Origin of the sequence: Streptomyces sp. NPDC006309, from assembly GCF_040613095.1 — a bacterium.
In the GTDB taxonomy this organism is placed as follows: Bacteria; Actinomycetota; Actinomycetes; order Streptomycetales; family Streptomycetaceae; genus Streptomyces.
Window position 1 is genome coordinate 263,432 of the sequence record NZ_JBEXRO010000003.1, and the last position, 20,051, is coordinate 283,482.

Sequence of the window (20,051 nt, forward strand, 5' to 3'; positions counted from 1 at the left end):
AGCCACCCGCCGTGCCAGAACCGCCCCGGCCACGCCGTGCCAGAACCGCCCCCAACCGGACCGTGTCACGAACACCCCAACCGTGCCGTGTCGCAGCCACCCGGCCGGCCAGGCCGGCCGCGTCAGGACAGCCGGGGCCGGCCAGAGCCGCGCCGTGCCAGAACCACCGAGCCGGCCGGAACCAGGCCGTCCGAGCCGCAGCCACCCGCCGTGCCAGAACCGCCCCGGCCACGCCGTGCCAGAACCGCCCCCAACCGGACCGTGTCACGAACACCCCAACCGTGCCGTGTCGCAACCACCCGGCCGGCCAGGACCAGCCGCGTCAGGACAGAGCCGCGTCGTGCCAGAACCACCGAGCCGGCCGGAACCAGGCCGTCCGAGCCGCAGCCACCCGCCGTGCCAGAACCGCCCCGGCCACGCCGTGTCAGGAGCGCCACAACCCTGCCGTGTCGCAGCCGCCCGGCCGGCCGGGACCAGGCCGGCCCGAAGCCGCCGCGGCCATGGCATGCCAGGGCGCCGCGACCGGGCCGGGTCAGGCCAGGGGCGCCGGGTCGGCCGGGTCAGGGGTGCCGGGTCGTCAGTACGCGCAGGCGGAAGTGGCAGTCCAGGTCCTCGCCCTCACCGGTGACGGCGGCGGCCCGGGTGTGGAAGGTACGCCCGAGCGTGGCCAGCGCCGCGGGGTCCAGCGCGGCGAGGTCGTACATGCCGGACAGCGCCCTCCAGACCCGCTCGGGCGGCCCGCTCATGTCGACCGTCACCGTCTCCCACTCCGGCTCGCCGGTGAAACCGGCCGCGGCGACCAGCGCGCCCAGCGCCTCGGGGTCCCGGGCCCGGCGGTCGCCCAGCGCCGGCATCCGGCGGCCGGCGGGCGCACCGGCGAGCGCCTCCGGCAGCAGCTCGCCGAACAATTCGTACGCCGTCCCGCCCCCGCCGGCCCCGATGGCGCAGGTCAGCAGGCCGCCCGGCGCCAGCACCCGGGACAGCTCGGCGAGGACCTGGTCGAGGTCGGCCATCAGCATCAGCGCCAGGTGCGAGACGCAGGCGTCGAAGGCGCCGGTACGGAACGGGAGCCGCTGGGCCCGGGCCTCCACCAGGGCCGCCGCGGACAGCGCCGGACGGCGGCGGGCCAGGGACAGCGACTGCGGTGAGAGGTCGACTCCGGCGAGCCGGCGGCCCGGGGTCGCGGCCAGCAGCTCCAGCAACAGGCCGTCACCGCAGCCGAGGTCCAGGACGCGGCGGCGGCCGGTGACGCGGTCCCGCAGGACCTCGTAGCCGGTGCGGGCGCCGGCGGCGCGGGCCGCGGCGAACGCCTCGGTGGTCACCGCGGGCCGGCCGGCGTGGAAGCCCGTCAGGAAGCTCTCCTGGGCCTGGGTGTTCATACGCGGTCCTCGCTGTGGGTAGAGGGTGGCGCGGCCGGTCAGCCGGTGAGGACCTGGCCGAGGAAGGGTTCGACGGCGGCGCGCCAGGACTCCGGGTGGTCGTAGTGGGCGAGGTGGCCGGCGTCGGGCACCTCGGCGTAGGCGCCCCGGGGCAGGACCCGGACCATCTCCTGGGCCTCGGCGCGGCCCAGTTCGCCGTCGAGACCGCGGACGACGAGCGCGGGGCACCGGACCTGGGCCAGTTCCTCCCAGTGGGCGTCGTACACCCACGCCTCGCGGGAGCTGAGCATCTGCTCCGGTTCGAAGACCGGCCGCCAGCCGTCCTCGCACTCGTGCATCACCTCGGCGTAGAACGCGCCGCGCGCGGGGTTCGGCCGTTCCACCCAGGGGTCGTGCTCGCCGAACCACGCGCGGACGTCGGCGAGGCTGGCGAAGGGCAGGGGCCAGGTCCGGAACCAGTCGGCCCATTCGCGCTGCGAGGCCGCGCCGAGCGCGGAGGCCCGCATGTCGCAGATGATCAGCCCGCGCACCAGGTCGGGACGCTTGGCGGCGAGCTGCCAGGCGGTGAGGGCGCCCATGGCGTGGCCGACGAGGAGGACCGGGCCGAGGCCGAGCTGCTCGACGGCGGCCTCGGCGTCCTCGACGTAGGCCTCGCGGGTGTAGGCGGCCGGGGCGGGCTTGTCGCTCCGGCCGTGGCCGCGCTGGTCGAGGGCCACGGCGCGGTGGCGCCCGGCGAGCCAGCGGGCGGTGGCCGCCCAGTGGGAGGCGCGGCCCATCAGGCCGTGCAGTAACAGCACGCCCGGAGCATCGGACTCCGCTTCCCCGCCCGGCTCTTCCGCCGGTCCCGGGGGATCCGCTTTCGGAGGGTCCGCGAACTCCCAGGCGGCCAGGCGCACCCCGCCCGCCCCCGTCACGTCGATACGCCGTGCCATCGGCCTGGTACCCCCCAGCTCCGCCTGCCTCGTCGTCCACTTGTTTCAGGCTATCGAATATTTATTCGAAAATTCTGTCTCTGCGGACAACACCCCTCATTCGAGTGACACCTCTCAAGGAATGATCGCCGTGGCCGAGGGGATCTCTTCTGTCAGGAGGCGGACCGCTCGGGGAAGAACGGTCCGAGGGGAAATGACCCTGGGAGCTCGGGGCTCCGGGTCAGCACAGGGGAGGTCGGGTCCCGGCGCCGCACGGCGCCGGGACCCTCTCCGTCTCAGCGCTTGGCCACGAACACGTGGGAGGCGACGTCCGCCGCCAGCTCGGCCGCCTCACCGCCGCTGCCCACCAGCACCCCGCCGGGCGACTCCGTCACACTCACCACCGAACCGGGCTGCACGCCCGCCCGCCGCAGCGTGTACATCAGCTGCGCGTCCGTCTGGATGGGCTCACCGATGCGGCGCACGACGACCGTCTTGCCGTCCGTGCCCGGGTCCAGGTCGGCCAGCGACACCATGCTCTCGTCCAGGAACGCCTCCGCCCCGTCCTTCTCGCCCAGCTCCTCCAGGCCCGGGATGGGATTGCCGTACGGCGACTCGGTCGGGTGCCGCAGCAGCTCCAGCACGCGGCGCTCCACCGCCTCGCTCATCACGTGCTCCCAGCGGCACGCCTCCGCGTGCACCTGCTCCCACTCCAGGCCGATCACGTCCACCAGGAGGCACTCGGCCAGCCGGTGCTTGCGCATCACGCGCGTCGCCAGCCGGCGCCCCTCGTCCGTCAGCTCCAGGTGCCGGTCGGTGGCCACGGACACCAGGCCGTCGCGCTCCATCCGCGCCACCGTCTGGCTCACCGTGGGCCCGCTCTGGTCCAGCCGCTCCGCGATGCGGGCGCGCATGGGGACTACGCCTTCCTCTTCGAGTTCGAGGATGGTGCGGAGATACATCTCCGTGGTGTCGATCAGTCCGGACATACGTGCCCCTCGATTACCTCGGCCGGCAGCCCGACGCGTGCGCTGGCCCTGGACCCAATTCTGCCGGATCCCACTGACAAGCGTGCGGCGCCGCGGAAACGGGGGCCCGCCGGGCCGGGGCCGGCACCGGTACCCGGCGCCGTCGGCCGTATTGACACCACGCTGGTCCAGACCGCACGGTGATCCGCGACACAGACGCTGCGAAGGGGCACCGCATGAGCGACGGCACGCCTGCCGACCTGTTCTTCGACGCCGCCGTCGGCCTGCTGCAACGGGTCCGCGACGAGGAGGCCGGGGCGATCACCGCGGCCGGCACCCTGCTCGCCGACACCGTCGCGGCCGGCGGCCGCCTGTTCGCCTTCGGCGCCGGACACTCCTCCCTGGCCGCCCAGGACGTCGTCTACCGCGCTGGCGGCCTGGCCCTGATGAACCTGCTCGCCGTCCCGGGTGTCGTCGGCGTCGACGTCACCCCCGCCACCCTCGGCTCCGCCCTCGAACGCGTCGACGGACTCGCGAGCGCCGTCCTCGGCACCTCCCCGGTCCGCGCAGGCGACGCCCTGCTGATCATCTCCCTGTCCGGCCGCAACGCCCTGCCCGTGGAGATGGCCCAGGGCGCCCGCGCCCGCGGTGTGAAGGTCATCGGCGTCACCTCCGTCGCGTACGCCACGGACACCACGTCCCGGCACTCCTCCGGCACCTTCCTGAAGGACCACTGCGACATCGTCCTCGACTCGAAGATCGCCGTCGGCGACGCGGAACTCACCCTCGACACCATCCCGGCGCCCTTCGCCCCCGCCTCCACGGTCGTCACCACGGCCCTCGTGCAGGCGGTCATGGCGACCGCCGCCGCGGCCCTCGCCGACCGCGGCATCGAGCCCCCGCTGCTGCGCTCCGGCAACGTCGACGGCGGACACGAGTGGAACGGCCGGGTGATGGACGAGTACGGCGACCGGATCTTCTACCGCCGCTGAGCCGGAACCTACTCCTCCGGCCGTTCCCGCAGCGCCTCCGCCAGGTCCAGGGCCGCCGCGATCCGTACGGCCACGTCCTCCGCGTAGGCCGTGTCGGACCGCTCGAAGCGGTTCCGGCCGGTCCCGCGCAGGAACGTCACCACGCCCAGCGTCCGCCCCCGGCTGCGCAGCACCGCACACAGCGCGTGCACCGCGTCACCGGGCCACCGCCGCTCCAGTGCCCACTCCCGGGCCCGCGCCGCCGGCACCGACCCGGCGTCCGCGCGCACGATCCCGGCCCGCTCCACGCACTGGAGCGCCGGATGCCCCTCCCCGTACCGCACGGGCAGTCCCGCCGCGCCCGTCGGCACGCTCGGGCCCGGCGCTCCGGCGGGCGTGGCGGCGAGCCGTACCAGCCGGACCGGATCAGGCGCGCCCTCGCCCTCCGCGCGCGGGGTGCCCGCCACCCGGTCGATGAGCGCGTGGTCGGCGAAGCCGGCGAGGGCGAAGTCCAGGTGGACGGTCGCCGCCTCCGCCGGGTCCTCGCACTCGGCCGCGGCCCGGGCCGCCCGGTGCAGCTGGTTCGCCCGGAACCGCAGCAGGGCCGTCTCCTGCTCACCCTGGCGGGCCTCGGTGACGTCCTGGAACAGCCAGGCCACGCCGAGCGGCACCGGCTCCTCCGCGAGCGGGGACGCCAGCCGCAGGAACCCGCTGCGCCAGCAGCGCCGCTTCTCGCCCTCGGGTGTGCGGACGCCGACCCACAGGTCGGCGGGCGCGGGCGGCGCGCCCTCGGCCAGGACGTGGGTGAGCGCCGCCTCCAGTTCCTCCACGCCCCGCCCGAGCAGCTCGCCCAGCGGGCGCCCCAGCACGGACGTGCGCCCCACGCCCAGGGCCCGCGCCGCGTGCGCGTTCACCACGGCGGGCCGCAGGTCGGCGTCGACGAGCACGACTCCCCAGGACGCGGTCTCGAACAGGGCCTCGCTCAACGCGATCGACCGCTCCAGGTCGATCTGCGCGTGCACCTCGCTGAACGCGCAGTACACGCCCGCGGGTTCTCCGTCGGGTCCGCGTACGGCGGCGGACTGGGTCCGCACGAGCACCCGGCCGCCGTCCTTGGTCACCAGCGCGAACTCGTGCACCTGCCGCCCGGGCGCCCGCATCGCCGACATCAGCCGGGCGTGCACGTCCTCGGCGTCGGCGCTGCGCACCGCCCAGCCGGCGAACCCGTGCCGGCCGACGGCCTCGCCGGCCGTCCAGCCGAGGATCCGCTCGGCCTCCCGGTTCCAGTGGGTCACCACGCCGTCGGCGTCGAAGGCGCACAGGGCGGCGTCCATGCCGTCCAGCAGCGCGGCGAGCAGGTCGGACCCCCCGGGCTCACCGGGCTCGTCCGGCCCCAGCTCGTCCGTGGTCCCACTCCGCCGCGAAGCACTCACCTGGACCCCCTGGAGGCTGCGTCCGCGCACGTACGGCGCTCGGTCCGCTCACTGGCCTTCATTCAACTGGAACGTGACACAGCCCACATCCTGTTCCCGCAAGATTGCGGCAATCAATCCCCGGTCCCGTCCGGCGGGAGCCGCAAGTCCACCCACTCGTCCCGCTCCCCGTCCAGCACGTACCGCTCGACCTCCACGAACCCGTGCCGCGCGGCGAACCGCAGCCCGTCGGTGTTCGCCGCGAGCACGCACGTCTCGATCACGGCGGCGCCGAGCACGCGCGCGTGGGCCCGCCCGTCCTCCCACACCGCCGTCCCGAACCCGCGCCCCCGGAACGCGGGCAGCACGCGTGCGATGACGGTCGCCACGCCGCCCCGGTCCGTCGGGGGCCGCACGGTGGAACATCCGACGACCACGTCCCCGAGGTAGGCGTTGGCCAGCCGGTACCACTGCGACCGCCGCCGGGCGTCCTCCGGGGACAGGGCGGCGGGCGGGACGACCGCGTTGTGGACGTACCGCCAGTGTTCGAGCATGCCGTCGCCGTCGACGTCGACGATCCGAAGTCCACTCACGCAAGCACGTCTACCATCCGTGTCCCCCGCCTGTCAGGGGAACCTCCCGGCCCCAGGAGGTTCCCCTGTTCCGGCGCACGAGCCCCGGTGCGCGAGGCCCCGGAAAAAACAGTTGAGTCCACCGGACCCGCCTTCTTACGCTGGAGCCACGTAGGAAAGGAGGTGATCGGGTACATGAGTGAAACCCGGACGCGCGAGGTGGCTGCGGGCTAGCGGCCCGCCACCACACCCAGTGCGGTGCCGGACCGGCGTGTGCACCACGCGGCCGGCCAATCCAACGCAGTCACCCGACCCGCGGGCTGCCGGTACGTCCGGCCGGCTCCTCCCCGAGGAACCCAGCCCGCGGGTCGCCCGCGTTCCGCGTGCCGCTCCCCTTCAGGGGCTGAGGCGTTCCACGCGCCAGGTGCCGTCCGGCCGGGCGGCGTAGCGCAGGCGGTCGTGCAGGCGGTTCTCTCGGCCCTGCCAGAACTCGACGGTCTCCGGCGCCACGCGGAAGCCGCCCCAGTGGGGCGGGACCGGGACCTGTTCGCCCTCCGGGTAGCGGGCCTCGAGCGCGGCGTAGGCGGTGTCCAGTTCGGTGCGGGAGGCGATCACCGTGGACTGCGCGCTGGCCCAGGCGCCCAACTGGGAGCCGTGCGGGCGGGTGCGGAAGTAGGCGGCGGTCTCGTCGCGGCCGGTGCGGCGGGCGGTGCCGGTGACGATCACCTGGCGGGCCAGCGGATGCCAGGGGAAGAGCAGACCGACACGCGGGTTGTGCGCGAGGTCGCGGGCCTTGGGCGAGTCGTAGTTGGTGTAGAAGACGAAGCCGTCGGTGTCGTACTGCTTCATCAGGACCGTGCGCGAGCTGGGCCGGCCCGTCGCGTCGACGGTGGAGACGACCATCGCGTTGGCCTCGTAGAGCGTGCCGTGGACGGCTGCCCGGGCGGCTTCCTCGAACCAGCGGGCGAACTGGTCCATGGGGTGGGTGGCGAGGTCCTCCTCGGCGAGGCCGTCGGCCCGGTACTGCTTGCGCATGGCGGCGGGATCGAGGACGGGGTCCGGGAACGGGTCGCGGTCGGTCACGCGGTCATCTTGCCGTATCGAACGGGTATGGCACCGGGTGTCGTGTGGTCTCCCCAAGCGCGGCACCGGGAGCTATCGTGCTGATCCCCTTGCGGTTGGGTTCACCACGGGTGACCGCCCACCGATCGGGGCATCACCGGGGTGACCGCCGGCCGCACATCACGAGGAGCCGCCAGATGTCCGACTTCGTACCCGGACTCGAGGGAGTCGTCGCGTTCGAGACGGAGATCGCCGAACCCGACAAGGAGGGCGGCGCCCTGCGCTACCGGGGCGTCGACATCGAGGACCTGGTCGGACACGTCTCGTTCGGGAACGTGTGGGGACTGCTGGTCGACGGCGCGTTCAACCCCGGTCTGCCGCCCGCCGAGCCGTTCCCGATCCCGGTGCACTCCGGCGACATCCGGGTGGACGTGCAGTCGGCGCTGGCCATGCTCGCTCCGGTGTGGGGCCTGCGGCCGCTGCTCGACATCGACGAGCACCAAGCGCGGGCGGACCTGGCGCGGGCCGCCGTGATGGCCCTGTCGTACGTCGCCCAGTCCGCGCGCGGGCAGGGGCTGCCGATGGTCCCGCAGCGGGAGATCGACAAGGCGCACTCGGTGGTGGAGCGGTTCATGATCCGGTGGCGAGGGGAGCCGGACCCGAAGCACGTCGCCGCCGTGGACGCGTACTGGACGTCCGCCGCCGAGCACGGCATGAACGCGTCCACCTTCACCGCCCGGGTCATCGCCTCCACCGGCGCGGACGTCGCCGCCGCGCTGTCGGGCGCGGTGGGCGCGATGTCCGGACCGCTGCACGGCGGCGCGCCGTCGCGGGTGCTCGGGATGATCGAGGAGATCGAGCGGACCGGGGACGCGGCGGCGTACGTCCGGCGGACGCTGGACCGCGGCGAGCGGCTGATGGGGTTCGGGCACCGGGTGTACCGGGCCGAGGATCCGCGGGCGCGCGTGCTGCGGCGTACGGCGCGGGAGCTGGGGGCGCCGCGGTTCGAGGTCGCGGAGGCGCTGGAGAAGGCCGCGCTGGAGGAGCTGCACAACCGCCGGCCGGACCGGGTGCTCGCCACGAACGTGGAGTTCTGGGCGGCGATCATGCTGGACTTCGCCGAGGTGCCGGCGCACATGTTCACGTCGATGTTCTCGTGTGCGCGGACCGCGGGCTGGTCGGCGCACATCCTGGAGCAGAAGCGCACGGGGCGGCTGGTGCGTCCCTCCGCGCGGTACGTGGGCCCGGGGCCGCGCCGCCCGCAGGAGGTCGAGGGTTACGCGGATATCGGGGACCTCACCCGCTAGAGGGCGGAGCCGCCCGGCGGGGCGGCTCCGCGCCCTGCGGGGCGGCTCCGCGCCCTGCGGGGCGTGGGTCACGCCGGCGTCAGCAGACCCGCGTGGTGCCGTCCGGCGACCAGCGGGTGGGCCCTGAGCTTGCCCTTCAGTTCGTTGTAGCCGTACTCCGCGTGCAGCGGGTTGGCCGGGTCGTCGGTGACGCCGGGGGCCTTCGACGCGTGCGGGAAGGGCAGCGGCTCCACTTTCGCGTCCAGGCGGGGGTTGTAGAAGAACGGGACGGAGAACCGCTCGGTGGCGCCGGGCGGGCTGACGACCCGGTGGTTCGTGGCCAGGAGGTAGCCGTCGGTCGCCACCTCCAGGAGTTCGCCGAGGTTGACGACGAAGGCCCCCTCGATGGGCGGCACGTCATGGAAGCGGCCGTCCTCGCGCTGCACCTGGAGGCCGCCGACGGTGTCCTGGAGGAGCAGGGTGAGGAAACCGTAGTCCTTGTGGGCGCCGACGCCCTGGCCGGTGCCGTCGTCCGCGCTGCCGGGGTAGCGGACGAGTTTGAGGTGCGGGTGGGCGTGGGCGCCGAGGACGGGGTCGTAGAAGCCGGCGGGGGCGCCGATGGCGGTCAGCAGTTCGTGCAGCAGGCGCTGGGCGACCGCGCTCAGCCGGTCGATCCAGGCCAGGGCGGCCGTGCGCAGCGCGGGCAGGGCGGCCGGCCACTGGTTGGGGCCCTGGAGCCACCAGTACGGGGGTTCGCCGGGGCCGGGGACGCGGGCGGGGCGTTCGGCGCCGATGTCGAGCTGGTCCCGCCAGTCGCGGGAGCCGCCGGTGCGCTCGTCGCCGGTACGCGTGTAGCCGCGGAAGTGCGGGGAGTTGACGTTGTCCAGGGCGAGCCGGTCGGCCTCGGGGAGGGCGAAGAAGTCGCGCATGGCGGTGAGCAGGGCGTCGGTCTCGGCCGGGGTCACGCCGTGCCCGGTGAGCTGGAAGAAGCCGACGTCGTGGGCGGCGCTGTGCAGCTGGGCGTGGAGCAGGGCGCGGGCCTGGGGGCCGCGGTCGGCCGCCGACAGGTCGATGATGGGGAGCTGGTCGTACGACGGGGTCGCGGGGGTGTGCGCCGTCGCGGGGTGGATCGTCATGGTGCGTCCGCAGGGTGTACGGGGCACGGGTGGCCGCCGAGGGGTGGAGAGCGGCCCCCGGGTGCCGGAAAAGGAAGGGAGAAGGGGGCTGGGTCAGGCGGAGAAGCGCCGACAGCCCATGCTCGTGACGCGCACGTAGTCCACGTGGCGGCGGCGGACGAGCATCGGAAGCATGGGCCCAAGGGTAACCCCCGGCGCCGCGGGTGCGTCCGGGTCCGCCCGCCCGGGTATCAGCCCGCGTTTGCGCCCAGGCTCTCGTCCAGCAGGGCGCCCCACTGGGCCACGACGCGCTGCCGGCGGGCGGTGTCGTCGGTGAGGAGGTTGGCGAGCCCGAGGCCGCGGGCCATGTCGAGGAGGCCCTGCACGCTCTCGCGGGCACCGGGGCGGGTCTCGTCGGCGCCGAGGAGGTCGACGGCGATGCGGTGGGTCTCGCGGCCGACGCGGGCCTCCAGCTCGGTCACCCGGCCACGCAGCTGCTCCTCGTTGGAGGCGGCGACCCACAGGTGCAGGGCGGCGCGGAAGAGGGGGCCGGTGTAGAGGTCGACGAGGGCGGCGACGACGGCGCGGCGGTCCGCGGGGCCGTCGGGGAAGAGGGCTCTGAGGGCGGTGGAGCGTTCTTCGGCGACGTACTCGACGGCGGCGGTGAACAGGTCCTCGCGGGTGGGGAAGTGATGCTGGGCGGCGCCCCGGGAGACACCGGCCCGCTCGGCGACGGCGGCGACCGTGGAGCCCGCCCAGCCGTGCTCGGCGAGGCAGGACACGGCGGCTTCCAGCAGCCGCTGCCGGGTGGCCCGGCTGCGGTCCTGCTTGGGCACACGCTCGCGTTCCGTCGTACTCACACCACCCATGCCGCGTCCCGTCTCTCCAGGAAGGCCGTCATCCCCTCCCGGGCGTGGGCGGAGGAGAACAGCCGGGCCGAGAGCGCGGTCAGCTCCGCCGCGTCCCGGTCGAACGTCTCCAGCACCCTAGCCGTGAGCAGCCGTTTGGTCGCGGCCAGGGCCTCGGGGGAGGAGCGGCGCAGACCGTCCAGGACGGGGGCGAGGGCGTCGTCCACGTCGTCGGCGCACGCCGTGAGCAGGCCGGTGCGGACGGCCTCCGCGGGGTCGAAACGTTCGCCGGTGAGGTAGTGGCGGGCGAGGGCGCGGGGGTCGGTGCGCGGGAGCACCGGCAGGGAGATCACCGCGGGGGCGACGCCGATGCGTACCTCGGTGAAGGCGAAGGTGGCCGCGGTGGAGGAGACGGCGATGTCGCAGGCGGCGAGCAGGCCGAGGCCGCCGGCGCGGACGTGGCCGGTGACGCGGGCGACGACCGGTGCGGGCAGTTCGACGATCTGCCGCAGCAGGGCCACCAGGGCGTCGGGGTGCGGCGGGTCGCGCAGGTCGGCGCCGGCGCAGAACGTCGTACCGGTGTGGGTGAGGACCACGGCCCGTACGTCCGGGTCCCGGCCGCAGTCGGCCAGGGCCTCGGCGAGGGCGGACACCAGGGGCGCCGAGAGGGCGTTGCGGGTGGCGGTGGCGTCCAGGCTGAGGGTGTCGACGCCACGCGCGCGCGTGCGTCCGATCGGTGCGCTCATGCGTGCTCCCTGAGCTGCCGGCGCACCGTGGGCGGCGGCCCGGCCGAGGCGGCGTCGTGGATGGGCAGGTCGGCGGGCGGGACGTCCGCGTGCTCGCTGCGGGACACGGTTCCTCCAGAACGGACGCGGCCTAGTACGACCTGGGCAGGCCCAGGGTCTGGTGGGAGACGTAGTTGAGGATCATCTCCCGGCTGACCGGGGCGATACGGGCCACGCGTGCGGCCGTTATCAGGGAGGCGAGCCCGAACTCCCGGGTGAGTCCGTTGCCGCCGAGGGTGTGCACGGCCTGGTCGACGGCCTGCACACACGCCTCGGCGGCCGCGTACTTGGCCATGTTGGCGGCCTCCCCCGCGCCGGCGTCGTCGCCCGCGTCGTACAGACGGGCCGCCTTCTGCATCATCAGCCGGGCCAGTTCCAGGCTGATGTGCGCCTGCGCCAGGGGGTGTGCGATGGCCTGGTGGGCGCCGATGGGCGACTTCCACACGGTGCGGTCGCGGGCGTAGGCGACGGCCTTGGCGAGCGCGTAGCGGCCCATGCCGATCGCGAACGCGGCCGTCATGATCCGCTCCGGGTTCAGCCCGGCGAACAGCTGGAGCAGTCCGGCGTCCTCGTCACCGACCAGTGCCTCCGCGGGCAGCCGTACGTCGTCCAGGACCAGCTCGAACTGCTTCTCCGCGGCCGTGAGTTCCATGTCGATCGGGTGGCGCGCGAACCCCGCGGTGTCGCGCGGGACGATGAACAGGCAGGGTTTGAGGGTGCCGGTGCGGGCGTCCTCGGTGCGGCCCACGACGAGTGTGGCGTCCGCCTGGTCCACGCCGGAGACGAACACCTTGCGGCCGGTCAGGAGCCAGTCGGCGCCGTCACGGCGGGCGGTGGTGGTGATGCGGTGGGAGTTGGATCCGGCGTCGGGTTCGGTGATGCCGAAGGCCATGGTGCGGGTGCCGTCGGCGAGCCCGGGGAGCCAGGCCCGCTTCTGTTCGCGCGTGCCGAAGCGGGAGATCACCGTCCCGCAGATCGCGGGCGAGACGACGAGCATCAGCAGCGGCGAGCCCGCCGCTCCCAGTTCCTCCAGCACGATGGACAGTTCCGCGATGCCGCCGCCTCCGCCGCCGTACTCCTCGGGCAGGTTCACGCCGAGGTAGCCGAGTCTCCCGGCCTCGGACCACAGTTCGGTGGGGTGGCGGCCCGCCGCGATGGTCCGGGTGAGGTAGTCGCGGCCGTAGCGCCCGCCCAGGGCGGCGACGGCGGACCGCAGGGCCTGGTGCTCTTCGGATTCGATGACGGCAGTCATGGCGCTCCTAGGATTCTCGGACGACGGCGAGCAACAGGCCCGGCTCCACCTGCTGTCCCGGCCTGGCATGCAGGGCGGTGAGCGTTCCGGCGGCCGGGGCGGAGATCCGGTGCTGCATCTTCATCGCCTCCAGCCAGATCAGCGGCTGGCCCGCCTCGACGGCCACGCCCTCCGCGAGGCCGTCGGCGACGCGGACGACCGTGCCGGGCATCGGGGCCAGCAGGGAGCCGGGAGCGAGCCGGGCGGCGGGGTCGGGGAAGCGGGGCAGGACGGTGAGGGCCGTGGCGTTCACGTGCACCTGGTCGCCGTGGACGGACACCTCGAACCGGCGCCGGACGCCCTCCACTTCCAGGACGACCAGACGGGCGTCGGCGTGCACGACCTCCACCCCGTCCGCCGCGAGGCCCTGCCTGGTGTACCGGTAGCGGACCTCGTGCTCCTCGCCGCCCATCGCGTACCGCTTCACCTGGGGCTGCGACGGCACGTTGCGCCAGCCGCCGAAGCGGGAGCGGCCGTGGGCGTCGGCGAGGGCGGCGGCCAGGGGGGCGTACGGGTCGGGGGCGGACGCGGTCAGCGCGGCGAGGTGGCGGTCGTAGAAGCCGGTGTCCATGCGGGCGGACGTGAACTCCTCGTGCCGCAAGGAGCGCACCAGCAGGTCGCGGTTGGTGACCGGACCGTGCACGGTGGCCCGCTCCAGCGCGCCCGCCAGCCGGCGGACCGCCTCGGCCCGGGTGGGGGCGTGGGCGACGACCTTGGCGAGCATCGGGTCGTAGTGGACGCCGATGGGGTCGCCGTCGGTGTAGCCGGTGTCCAGGCGGACGCCGGCCGGTACGGCGAGGCGGTGCAGGATGCCGGTCTGGGGGGTCCAGTCGCGGGCGGGGTCCTCGGCGTACAGGCGGGCCTCGACGGCGTGGCCGCTCGCGGATGGCGGCACGGTGTCCAGGGCGTGCCCCTCGGCGATCCGGATCTGCTCCGCGACGAGGTCGAGCCCGAACACCGCCTCCGTGACGGGGTGTTCGACCTGGAGCCGGGTGTTCATCTCCAGGAAGTGCGCGCGGCCGTCGGCGACCAGGAACTCGACCGTGCCGGCGCCGACGTAGGAGACGGACCGGGCGGCGCGCACCGCCAGCGCGTACAGCTCCTCGGTGAGTGCGGCCGGCAGGGCCGGCGCCGGGGCCTCCTCGATCACCTTCTGGTGGCGGCGCTGGAGGGAGCAGTCGCGGGTGCCGAGCGGCCACACGGTGCCGTGGGTGTCGGCGAGGATCTGCACCTCCACATGGCGGCCGTGTTCGAGGTAGGGCTCCACGAACACCTCGCCGTCGCCGAAGGCGCTCGCGGCCTCCGCGCGTGCGCTCTCCAGCGCGGCCGGCAGCTCCTCCAGGCGGCGCACGATCCGCATGCCGCGCCCCCCGCCGCCCGCCGCCGCCTTCACCAGGACGGGCAGGTCGGCGACGGTGACCCGGTCCGCGTCGAGGGGGGCCAGGCCCATCAGCCGCTTGGCGCGGGTCTTGGACGCCATGGCCTCGATGGCCTGCGGGGGCGGGCCGATCCAGGTCAGGCCGGCGTCGTGGACGGCGCGCGCGAAGCCGGCGTTCTCCGACAGGAAGCCGTACCCGGGGTGCACGGCGTCCGCGCCGGCGCTCAGGGCCGCCCGCACGATCAGGTCGCCGCGCAGGTAGGTGTCGGCGGGCGCCGCGCCCGGCAGCCGTACCGCGGTGTCGGCCACGCGCGCGTGCAGCGCGTCCGCGTCGGCGTCCGAGTGCACGGCGACCGTGCGGATGCCGAGTCCGGCGCAGGTGCGGAAGACGCGGCAGGCGATCTCGCCCCGGTTGGCGACGAGCACACTGGAAATCACGGGATCCCTCACATCCGGAAGACGCCGAAGCCGCCGCGCACGCCCTGGTAGGGGGCGGTGTGCAGGGCGGAGAGGCACAGGCCGAGGACGGTGCGGGTGTCGCGCGGGTCGATGACGCCGTCGTCGTACAGCCGCCCGGACAGGAACATGGGCAGCGACTCGGCCTCGATCTGCTGCTCCACCATGGCGCGCAGCGCCGCGTCCGCGTCCTCGTCGTACGGCTGCCCCTTCGCCGCCGCCGACTGCCGGGCGACGATCGACAGCACGCCGGCGAGCTGCTGCGGGCCCATGACGGCGGACTTGGCGCTGGGCCACGCGAACAGGAACCGGGGGTCGTAGGCCCGGCCGCACATGCCGTAGTGCCCGGCACCGTAGGACGCCCCCATGAGGACCGACAGGTGCGGGACCCTGCTGTTGGCGACCGCGTTGATCATCATCGCGCCGTGTTTGATGATGCCGCCCTGCTCGTACTCCCTGCCGACCATGTAGCCGGTGGTGTTGTGCAGGAAGAGCAGCGGGATGTCGCGCTGGTTGGCGAGCTGGACGAACTGGGCGGCCTTCTGGGACTCGGCGCTGAACAGCACCCCCTGGGCGTTGGCCAGGATGCCGACGGGGTAGCCGTGCAGGGCCGCCCAGCCGGTGACCAGGCTGGTGCCGTACAGCGGTTTGAACTCGTCGAAGTCGGAGGCGTCCACGATCCGGGCGATGACCTCGCGCGGGTCGAAGGGGACCTTCAGGTCGCCGGGGACGATGCCCAGCAGCTCCTCCGGGTCGTGGCGGGGTGGCACGGCCGGGGCGGGGTCCGGGTGGGCCTTGCGGTGGTTGAGGCGGGCCACGACCCGTCGGGCCTGACGCAGCGCGTCCGGCTCGTCCAGGGCGAAGTGGTCGGCGAGGCCGGACACGCGCGCGTGCATCTCGGCGCCGCCCAGGGACTCGTCGTCGCTCTCCTCACCGGTGGCCATCTTGACCAGCGGCGGCCCGCCGAGGAACACCTTCGCCCGTTCCCTGACCATGATCACGTGGTCGGACATGCCGGGGACGTAGGCACCGCCGGCGGTGGAGTTGCCGAAGACGACGGCGATCGTCGGGATGCCGGCGGCGGACAGCCGGGTCAGGTCCCGGAAGACGGCTCCGCCGGGGATGAAGATCTCCTTCTGGGAGGGCAGGTCGGCGCCGCCGGACTCGACCAGGCTGACGCAGGGCAGCCGGTTGGCGAGCGCGATGTCGTTCGCCCGCAGGGCCTTCTTCAGGCTCCAGGGGTTGCTGGCGCCGCCGCGCACGGTCGGGTCGTTGGCGGTGATCAGGCACTCCACGCCCTCGACCACGCCGATGCCGGTGACGAGGGAGGCGCCGACGGGGTGGTCGCTGCCCCAGGCGGCCAGCGGGGACAGCTCCAGGAACGGGGTGTCGGGGTCCAGCAGGAGTTCGACGCGCTCGCGGGCGAGCAGCTTGCCGCGCTCCCGGTGCCGCCGGACGTACTTCTCGCCGCCGCCGGCGAGCGCCTTGGCGTGTTCGGCGTCCAGGTCGGCGAGCTTGGCGAGCATCGCCTCGCGGTGGGCCCGGTAGTCGGGTCCCGTGGGGTCGAGGGCCGTTCGCAGAACCGTCACAGCAGGGTCTCCGGGATGTCCAGGTGGCGGGAGCGCAGCCATTCGCCGAGGGCCTTGGCCTGCGGGTCGAAGCGGTGCTGGGCGGCGACGCCGGCGCCGAGGACGCCCTCGACGACGAAGTTCACGGCGCGCAGGTGCGGCAGCACGTGCCGGGTGACGGGCAGGTCCCGGACCTCGGGGAGCAGCCGGCGCAGGCGGTCGGTGGTCAGGGTGTGCGCGAGCCACCGCCAGGCCTCGTCCGTCCGCGCCCATACGCCGACGTTGGCGTCGCCGCCCTTGTCCCCGCTGCGGGCCCCGGCGACCAGGCCGAGGGGCGCGCGGCGGACCGGGCCGGGCGGGAGGGGCTCCGGGAGGGGCGGGGGCGGTACGGCGTCCAGGGGGCGCGTCTGATGGGGCGGCGGCACGGGGATCCGGCGCCCGTCATGGAGGACGGCCACATGGTCCACGGCCCCATGGGGCACGTACACATCCTCGAAGACGCCATAAGGGGCGCCCTTTCCGGGTGGCGACAGCAGGTGGAAGCCGGGGTAGCTGGCGAGCGCCAGCTCCACGGCGGCCCCGGTCAGCGCCCGCCCGGCCACCTCCTGGTCCGGGTCCCGTACGACGAGCCGCAGCAGCGCGCTGGCCGTCTCCTCGGTGCCGGCGTCGGCCCGGTCGGTGCGCACCAGCTCCCACCGGACCTCCTGCGGCGGTGACGCGGCGAGCACGCCGGCGAGCTGCTCGCGCACGAGGGCCGCCTTGGCCTCGATGTCGAGCCCGGTGAGGACGAAGACGACCTCGTTGCGGAAGCCGCCGAGCCGGTTGAGCCCGACCTTGAGGGTGGGCGGGGGCGCCTCCCCGCGTGCCCCCTCGATCCGCACCCGGTCCGGTCCCTCCCGGGCGAGCCGTACGGTGTCCAGCCGAGTGGTGACGTCGGGGCCGGCGTACCGGGCGCCGCCGGTCTCGTAGAGCAGCTGGGCGGTGACCGTGCCCACGTCCACGAAGCCGCCGGTGCCGGGGTGCTTGGTGACGACGCTGGTGCCGTCGGCGTGGATCTCGGCGAGCGGGAAGCCGGGCCGGCGCACGTCGCCCTCCGTGAAGAAGGCGTAGTTCCCGCCGGTGGCCTGGGTGCCGCACTCCAGCACGTGTCCGGCGACGACGGCACCGGCGAGACGGTCGTACTCCCCGGGCCGCCAGCCGAAGTGGGCGGCGGCGGGCCCGGTGACGAGCGCCGCGTCGGTCACCCGGCCGGTGACCACGATGTCGGCGCCGGCCCGCAGGCACGCGGCGATCCCGAAACCGCCGAGGTAGGCGTGGGCGGCGAGCGTCCCGGGGTGGGCCGCGCCCAGGTCGTCGCCCTCGACATGGGCGACCCGCACCGGGATGCCGAGCCGGTCCGCCAGCTTCCGTATCTCCTCGGCGAGTCCGGCCGGGTTCAGGCCGCCCGCGTTGGTGACGATCCGCACCCCGCGCTCGTGGGCGAGGCCGAGGCAGTCCTCCAGCCGGCGCAGGAAGGTGCGGGCGTACCCGGCGGCCGGGTCCTTCAGGCGGTCGCGGCCGAGGATGAGCATGGTGAGTTCGGCGAGGTAGTCACCGGTGAGGACGTCCACGTCGCCGCCGGTGAGCATCTCGCGCAGGGCGTCGGAGCGGTCGCCGTAGAAGCCGGAGAAGTTGCCGACGCGCAGGGGCGCCACCGGCTCGGACGTGCCGGGCACGGCCGGGGCCGCCGGCTCGGACCCGCCTGCCGCGGTCACGGGGCGGTCCCCTCGTCCGGGCGGCGGCCGGACGCACCGGGGGGACGGCCAGGACCCCTGGGCGCGGCGCGGGGGTGGCCGGGGTGGTTCGGCGGGCGGCCCGCGCCCGGGGGGCCCGCGAAGGCCTGGGCGATGCCGAGCCAGCGGTCGGCGTCCGGGCCCTCGGCGCGCAGGGCGAGGTCGGCGCGGTGGGCGCGCTGGGTGACGAGGAGGCAGAGGTCGAGGGCGGGTCCGGTGACCCGCTGGGCGGCGTCCGGCGGGCCGTAGGCCCACACCTGTCCGGACGGTGCGGTCACCTCGACGCGGAACTCCTCCGCCGGTACGGGCAGCCCCCGTGCCCCGAAGGCGAAGTCCCGGGCTCGGACCCCGATGCGGACCACATGCCGGAGCCGGTCGGTGGGTGTGCGGACCACACCCAGGGCGTCCGCCACATCCTGTCCATGGGCCCAGGTCTCCATTAGACGACCGGTGGCCATAGAGGCGGCCGACATGGGTGGCCCGAACCAGGGGAAGCGGCTGCCGCCGGGGGCGGCCCGCAGCGCCGTGTCGAGCGCGGCCCGGCCCTCCCGCCAACGGGCCAGCAGTTCGGCGGGCCGCAGCCGGGCGCCCTCCTCGGCGGCCTCGTCCACGAAGGCGTCGGGTGACGTCACGGCCGTACGGAGGACCTTTGCGAACCCGTCCTCGTCCGTCACGGCGAGCAGCGCGGCCCGGTCCGTCCAGTGCAGGTGGGCGATCTGGTGGGCGATGGTCCAGCGTGGGGCGGGCGTGTCGAGCGCCCACCGCTCCTCGGGCAACTCGGCGACCAACAGGTCGAGTTGCTCGCTTTCCTCACGCAGGTCGCCGAAGACGGGCGTCGGATCGGGCATGGGGGGAGCATGGCAGCGGGCGCAGAAACAATCAAGCATGCTTGCATGAATTTGGCGCAGGGCCACCCGGGGGCGCGGGCGGTGCTCCAGGTGGGCGAGCGGAACCGAGGTCGGCGGCAGCGCGCTCTTACAGTGACCGGAGGAGCCGAACCGAAGGAGCCCGCGCATGCGCCTCACCGTCCGCCCCGTCTCCCGCGCCGAACATCTCTCCTTCGTGGCGGAGCGCCCTTCGGTCAGCCATATGCAGGTGCCGTCCTGGGGGGACGTGAAGCCCGACTGGCAGGCCGAGAGCCTGGGGTGGTTCGAGGCGGACGGGCGGCTGGTGGGGGTCGGCCTGGTGCTGCTGCGCCCGCTGCCCCGGACGAAGCGGTACCTGGCCTATCTGCCCGAGGGCCCGGTCATCGACTGGCACACGCCCGACCTGGAACGCTGGCTGGAACCGATGCTGGCCCACCTCAGGAACCGGGGCGCCTTCTCGGTGAAGATGGGGCCGCCCGTGGTGACCCGGCGGTGGAGCCCCGAGGCGGTGAAGGCGGCGATCACCGACCCGGACGCGCACCGGCTGCGCGATGTGCCGGCGACGTCGGAGGAGCCGGGCGGCTTCGATCTCGCCGACCGGCTGCGCCGCATGGGCTGGCGGCAGAGCGAGCCGGGCGGCGAGGAGGGCTTCGCCGCCGGGCAGCCCCGGTACGTGTGCCAGGTCCCCTTCGCCGGACGGCCGCTGGAGGACATCCGGCGCGGGCTCAACCAGCAGTGGCGGCGCAACATCAAGAAGGCCGAGAACGCGGGCGTGAAGGTCGTCCGGGGCGGCGCGGAGGACCTGCCGGCCTTCTACGAGCTGTACACCGAGACCGCCGAGCGCGACCGGTTCCTGCCGCGCCCGCTGCCGTACTTCCAGCGCATGTTCAGCGCGCTCACCGCGGAACATCCCGACCGGATGCGGCTGTACCTCGCCCACCACGACGGGGACGTGCTCGCCGCGGCCACCATGCTGGTCGTCGGCAGCCACGTCTGGTACTCCTACGGCGCCTCCACCAGCCGCAAGCGCGAGGTCCAGCCCAACAACGCCATGCAGTGGCGCATGATGTGCGACGCCCATGAACTCGGCGCCCACGTCTACGACTTCCGGGGCATCACCGACACCCTGGAGGAGTCCGACCACCTGCTCGGCCTGCTGCGCTTCAAGGTGGGCGCGGGCGGCGAGGCCGTGGAGTACGTGGGCGAGTGGGACTTCCCGCTGAACCGCCTGCTGCACAAGGCGCTGAACGTCTACATGGCCCGGCGCTGAGGCCCCTCCGCACCGGATCGATCGACGCCGTGCCGGGCACGGGCAAGCCGCGCAGCACGTCACATGTGCGGGAAAATGGATACGGGTACTCGCACAGGAGCCGGCCTCGGCCGCCGGGCGGCTGATCCGTAGCGGCCCGAC

17 protein-coding genes are annotated in these 20,051 nt (G+C 74.3%); 3 read left to right on the forward strand and 14 right to left on the reverse strand.

Features of this window, described 5'->3' with window-relative positions:
- Positions 1-560: 560 nt before the first annotated feature.
- From ABZ117_RS05965 to ABZ117_RS05975, 3 genes are all read right to left on the reverse strand, one after another.
- Positions 561-1,379: a class I SAM-dependent methyltransferase gene (locus tag ABZ117_RS05965; protein WP_356817795.1), complete on the reverse strand. Its 819-nt coding sequence runs from the start codon at positions 1,377-1,379 to the stop codon at positions 561-563.
- Positions 1,380-1,417: 38 nt separating this feature from the next.
- Positions 1,418-2,311, reverse strand: a complete 894-nt coding sequence (locus ABZ117_RS05970; protein WP_356817797.1) for an alpha/beta hydrolase — start codon at positions 2,309-2,311, stop codon at positions 1,418-1,420.
- A 275-nt stretch (positions 2,312-2,586) separates the two neighbouring features.
- On the reverse strand, positions 2,587-3,279 hold the full coding sequence (locus ABZ117_RS05975; RefSeq protein WP_356817799.1) for a metal-dependent transcriptional regulator: 693 nt from the start codon (positions 3,277-3,279) through the stop codon (positions 2,587-2,589).
- 215 nt (positions 3,280-3,494) lie between these two features.
- On the opposite strand from ABZ117_RS05975, the gene ABZ117_RS05980 reads away from it, so the two are divergent.
- Positions 3,495-4,250: an SIS domain-containing protein gene (locus ABZ117_RS05980; protein ID WP_356817801.1), complete on the forward strand. Its 756-nt coding sequence runs from the start codon at positions 3,495-3,497 to the stop codon at positions 4,248-4,250.
- A gap of 8 nt (positions 4,251-4,258) precedes the next feature.
- On the opposite strand, the gene ABZ117_RS05985 is transcribed toward ABZ117_RS05980, so the two are convergent.
- The 3 genes from ABZ117_RS05985 to pdxH all read right to left on the reverse strand — a co-directional run bounded on the left by ABZ117_RS05985 (position 4,259) and on the right by pdxH (position 7,296).
- Positions 4,259-5,662 (reverse strand): PAS domain-containing protein, encoded by a 1,404-nt coding sequence (locus ABZ117_RS05985; protein ID WP_356817803.1) that lies wholly within the window; start codon positions 5,660-5,662, stop codon positions 4,259-4,261.
- A gap of 113 nt (positions 5,663-5,775) precedes the next feature.
- Complete coding sequence (locus ABZ117_RS05990) at positions 5,776-6,234, reverse strand: GNAT family N-acetyltransferase (RefSeq protein WP_356817805.1); 459 nt, start codon at positions 6,232-6,234, stop codon at positions 5,776-5,778.
- 375 nt (positions 6,235-6,609) lie between these two features.
- On the reverse strand, positions 6,610-7,296 hold the full coding sequence (gene pdxH / locus ABZ117_RS05995) for a pyridoxamine 5'-phosphate oxidase (protein ID WP_356817807.1): 687 nt from the start codon (positions 7,294-7,296) through the stop codon (positions 6,610-6,612).
- Between the two features lie 176 nt (positions 7,297-7,472).
- On the opposite strand from pdxH, the gene ABZ117_RS06000 reads away from it, so the two are divergent.
- Complete coding sequence (locus ABZ117_RS06000; protein ID WP_356817809.1) at positions 7,473-8,582, forward strand: citrate synthase 2; 1,110 nt, start codon at positions 7,473-7,475, stop codon at positions 8,580-8,582.
- A 68-nt stretch (positions 8,583-8,650) separates the two neighbouring features.
- Here ABZ117_RS06000 and ABZ117_RS06005 read toward each other — a convergent pair whose 3' ends face one another.
- The 8 genes from ABZ117_RS06005 to ABZ117_RS06040 all read right to left on the reverse strand — a co-directional run bounded on the left by ABZ117_RS06005 (position 8,651) and on the right by ABZ117_RS06040 (position 18,622).
- Positions 8,651-9,697: a 2-oxoglutarate and iron-dependent oxygenase domain-containing protein gene (locus tag ABZ117_RS06005; RefSeq protein ID WP_356817811.1), complete on the reverse strand. Its 1,047-nt coding sequence runs from the start codon at positions 9,695-9,697 to the stop codon at positions 8,651-8,653.
- Positions 9,698-9,927: 230 nt separating this feature from the next.
- Positions 9,928-10,545 carry a TetR/AcrR family transcriptional regulator gene (locus ABZ117_RS06010; RefSeq protein WP_356817813.1) on the reverse strand — a complete coding sequence of 206 codons (618 nt, stop codon included), beginning with the start codon at positions 10,543-10,545 and terminating at the stop codon, positions 9,928-9,930.
- Positions 10,533-11,270 carry an enoyl-CoA hydratase family protein gene (locus tag ABZ117_RS06015; RefSeq protein ID WP_356817814.1) on the reverse strand — a complete coding sequence of 246 codons (738 nt, stop codon included), beginning with the start codon at positions 11,268-11,270 and terminating at the stop codon, positions 10,533-10,535. Before ABZ117_RS06015 ends, ABZ117_RS06010 begins: the two co-directional genes overlap by 13 nt.
- A gap of 130 nt (positions 11,271-11,400) precedes the next feature.
- Positions 11,401-12,561, reverse strand: a complete 1,161-nt coding sequence (locus ABZ117_RS06020; RefSeq protein WP_356817816.1) for an acyl-CoA dehydrogenase family protein — start codon at positions 12,559-12,561, stop codon at positions 11,401-11,403.
- Positions 12,562-12,568: 7 nt separating this feature from the next.
- A complete protein-coding gene (locus ABZ117_RS06025; protein ID WP_356817818.1) occupies positions 12,569-14,416 on the reverse strand; it encodes a biotin carboxylase N-terminal domain-containing protein in 1,848 nt (615 codons plus the stop codon).
- Positions 14,417-14,424: 8 nt separating this feature from the next.
- Positions 14,425-16,023: a carboxyl transferase domain-containing protein gene (locus tag ABZ117_RS06030; protein ID WP_356817820.1), complete on the reverse strand. Its 1,599-nt coding sequence runs from the start codon at positions 16,021-16,023 to the stop codon at positions 14,425-14,427.
- Complete coding sequence (locus ABZ117_RS06035; RefSeq protein ID WP_356818157.1) at positions 16,020-17,696, reverse strand: acyclic terpene utilization AtuA family protein; 1,677 nt, start codon at positions 17,694-17,696, stop codon at positions 16,020-16,022. The genes ABZ117_RS06030 and ABZ117_RS06035 overlap by 4 nt, the downstream gene beginning before the upstream one ends.
- 56 nt (positions 17,697-17,752) lie before the next feature.
- Positions 17,753-18,622 (reverse strand): TIGR03084 family metal-binding protein, encoded by an 870-nt coding sequence (locus ABZ117_RS06040; protein ID WP_356817821.1) that lies wholly within the window; start codon positions 18,620-18,622, stop codon positions 17,753-17,755.
- A gap of 166 nt (positions 18,623-18,788) precedes the next feature.
- Here ABZ117_RS06040 and ABZ117_RS06045 point away from each other — a divergent pair, with 166 nt between their 5' ends.
- Complete coding sequence (locus ABZ117_RS06045) at positions 18,789-19,910, forward strand: peptidoglycan bridge formation glycyltransferase FemA/FemB family protein (RefSeq protein ID WP_356817823.1); 1,122 nt, start codon at positions 18,789-18,791, stop codon at positions 19,908-19,910.
- Positions 19,911-20,051: the final 141 nt, after the last annotated feature.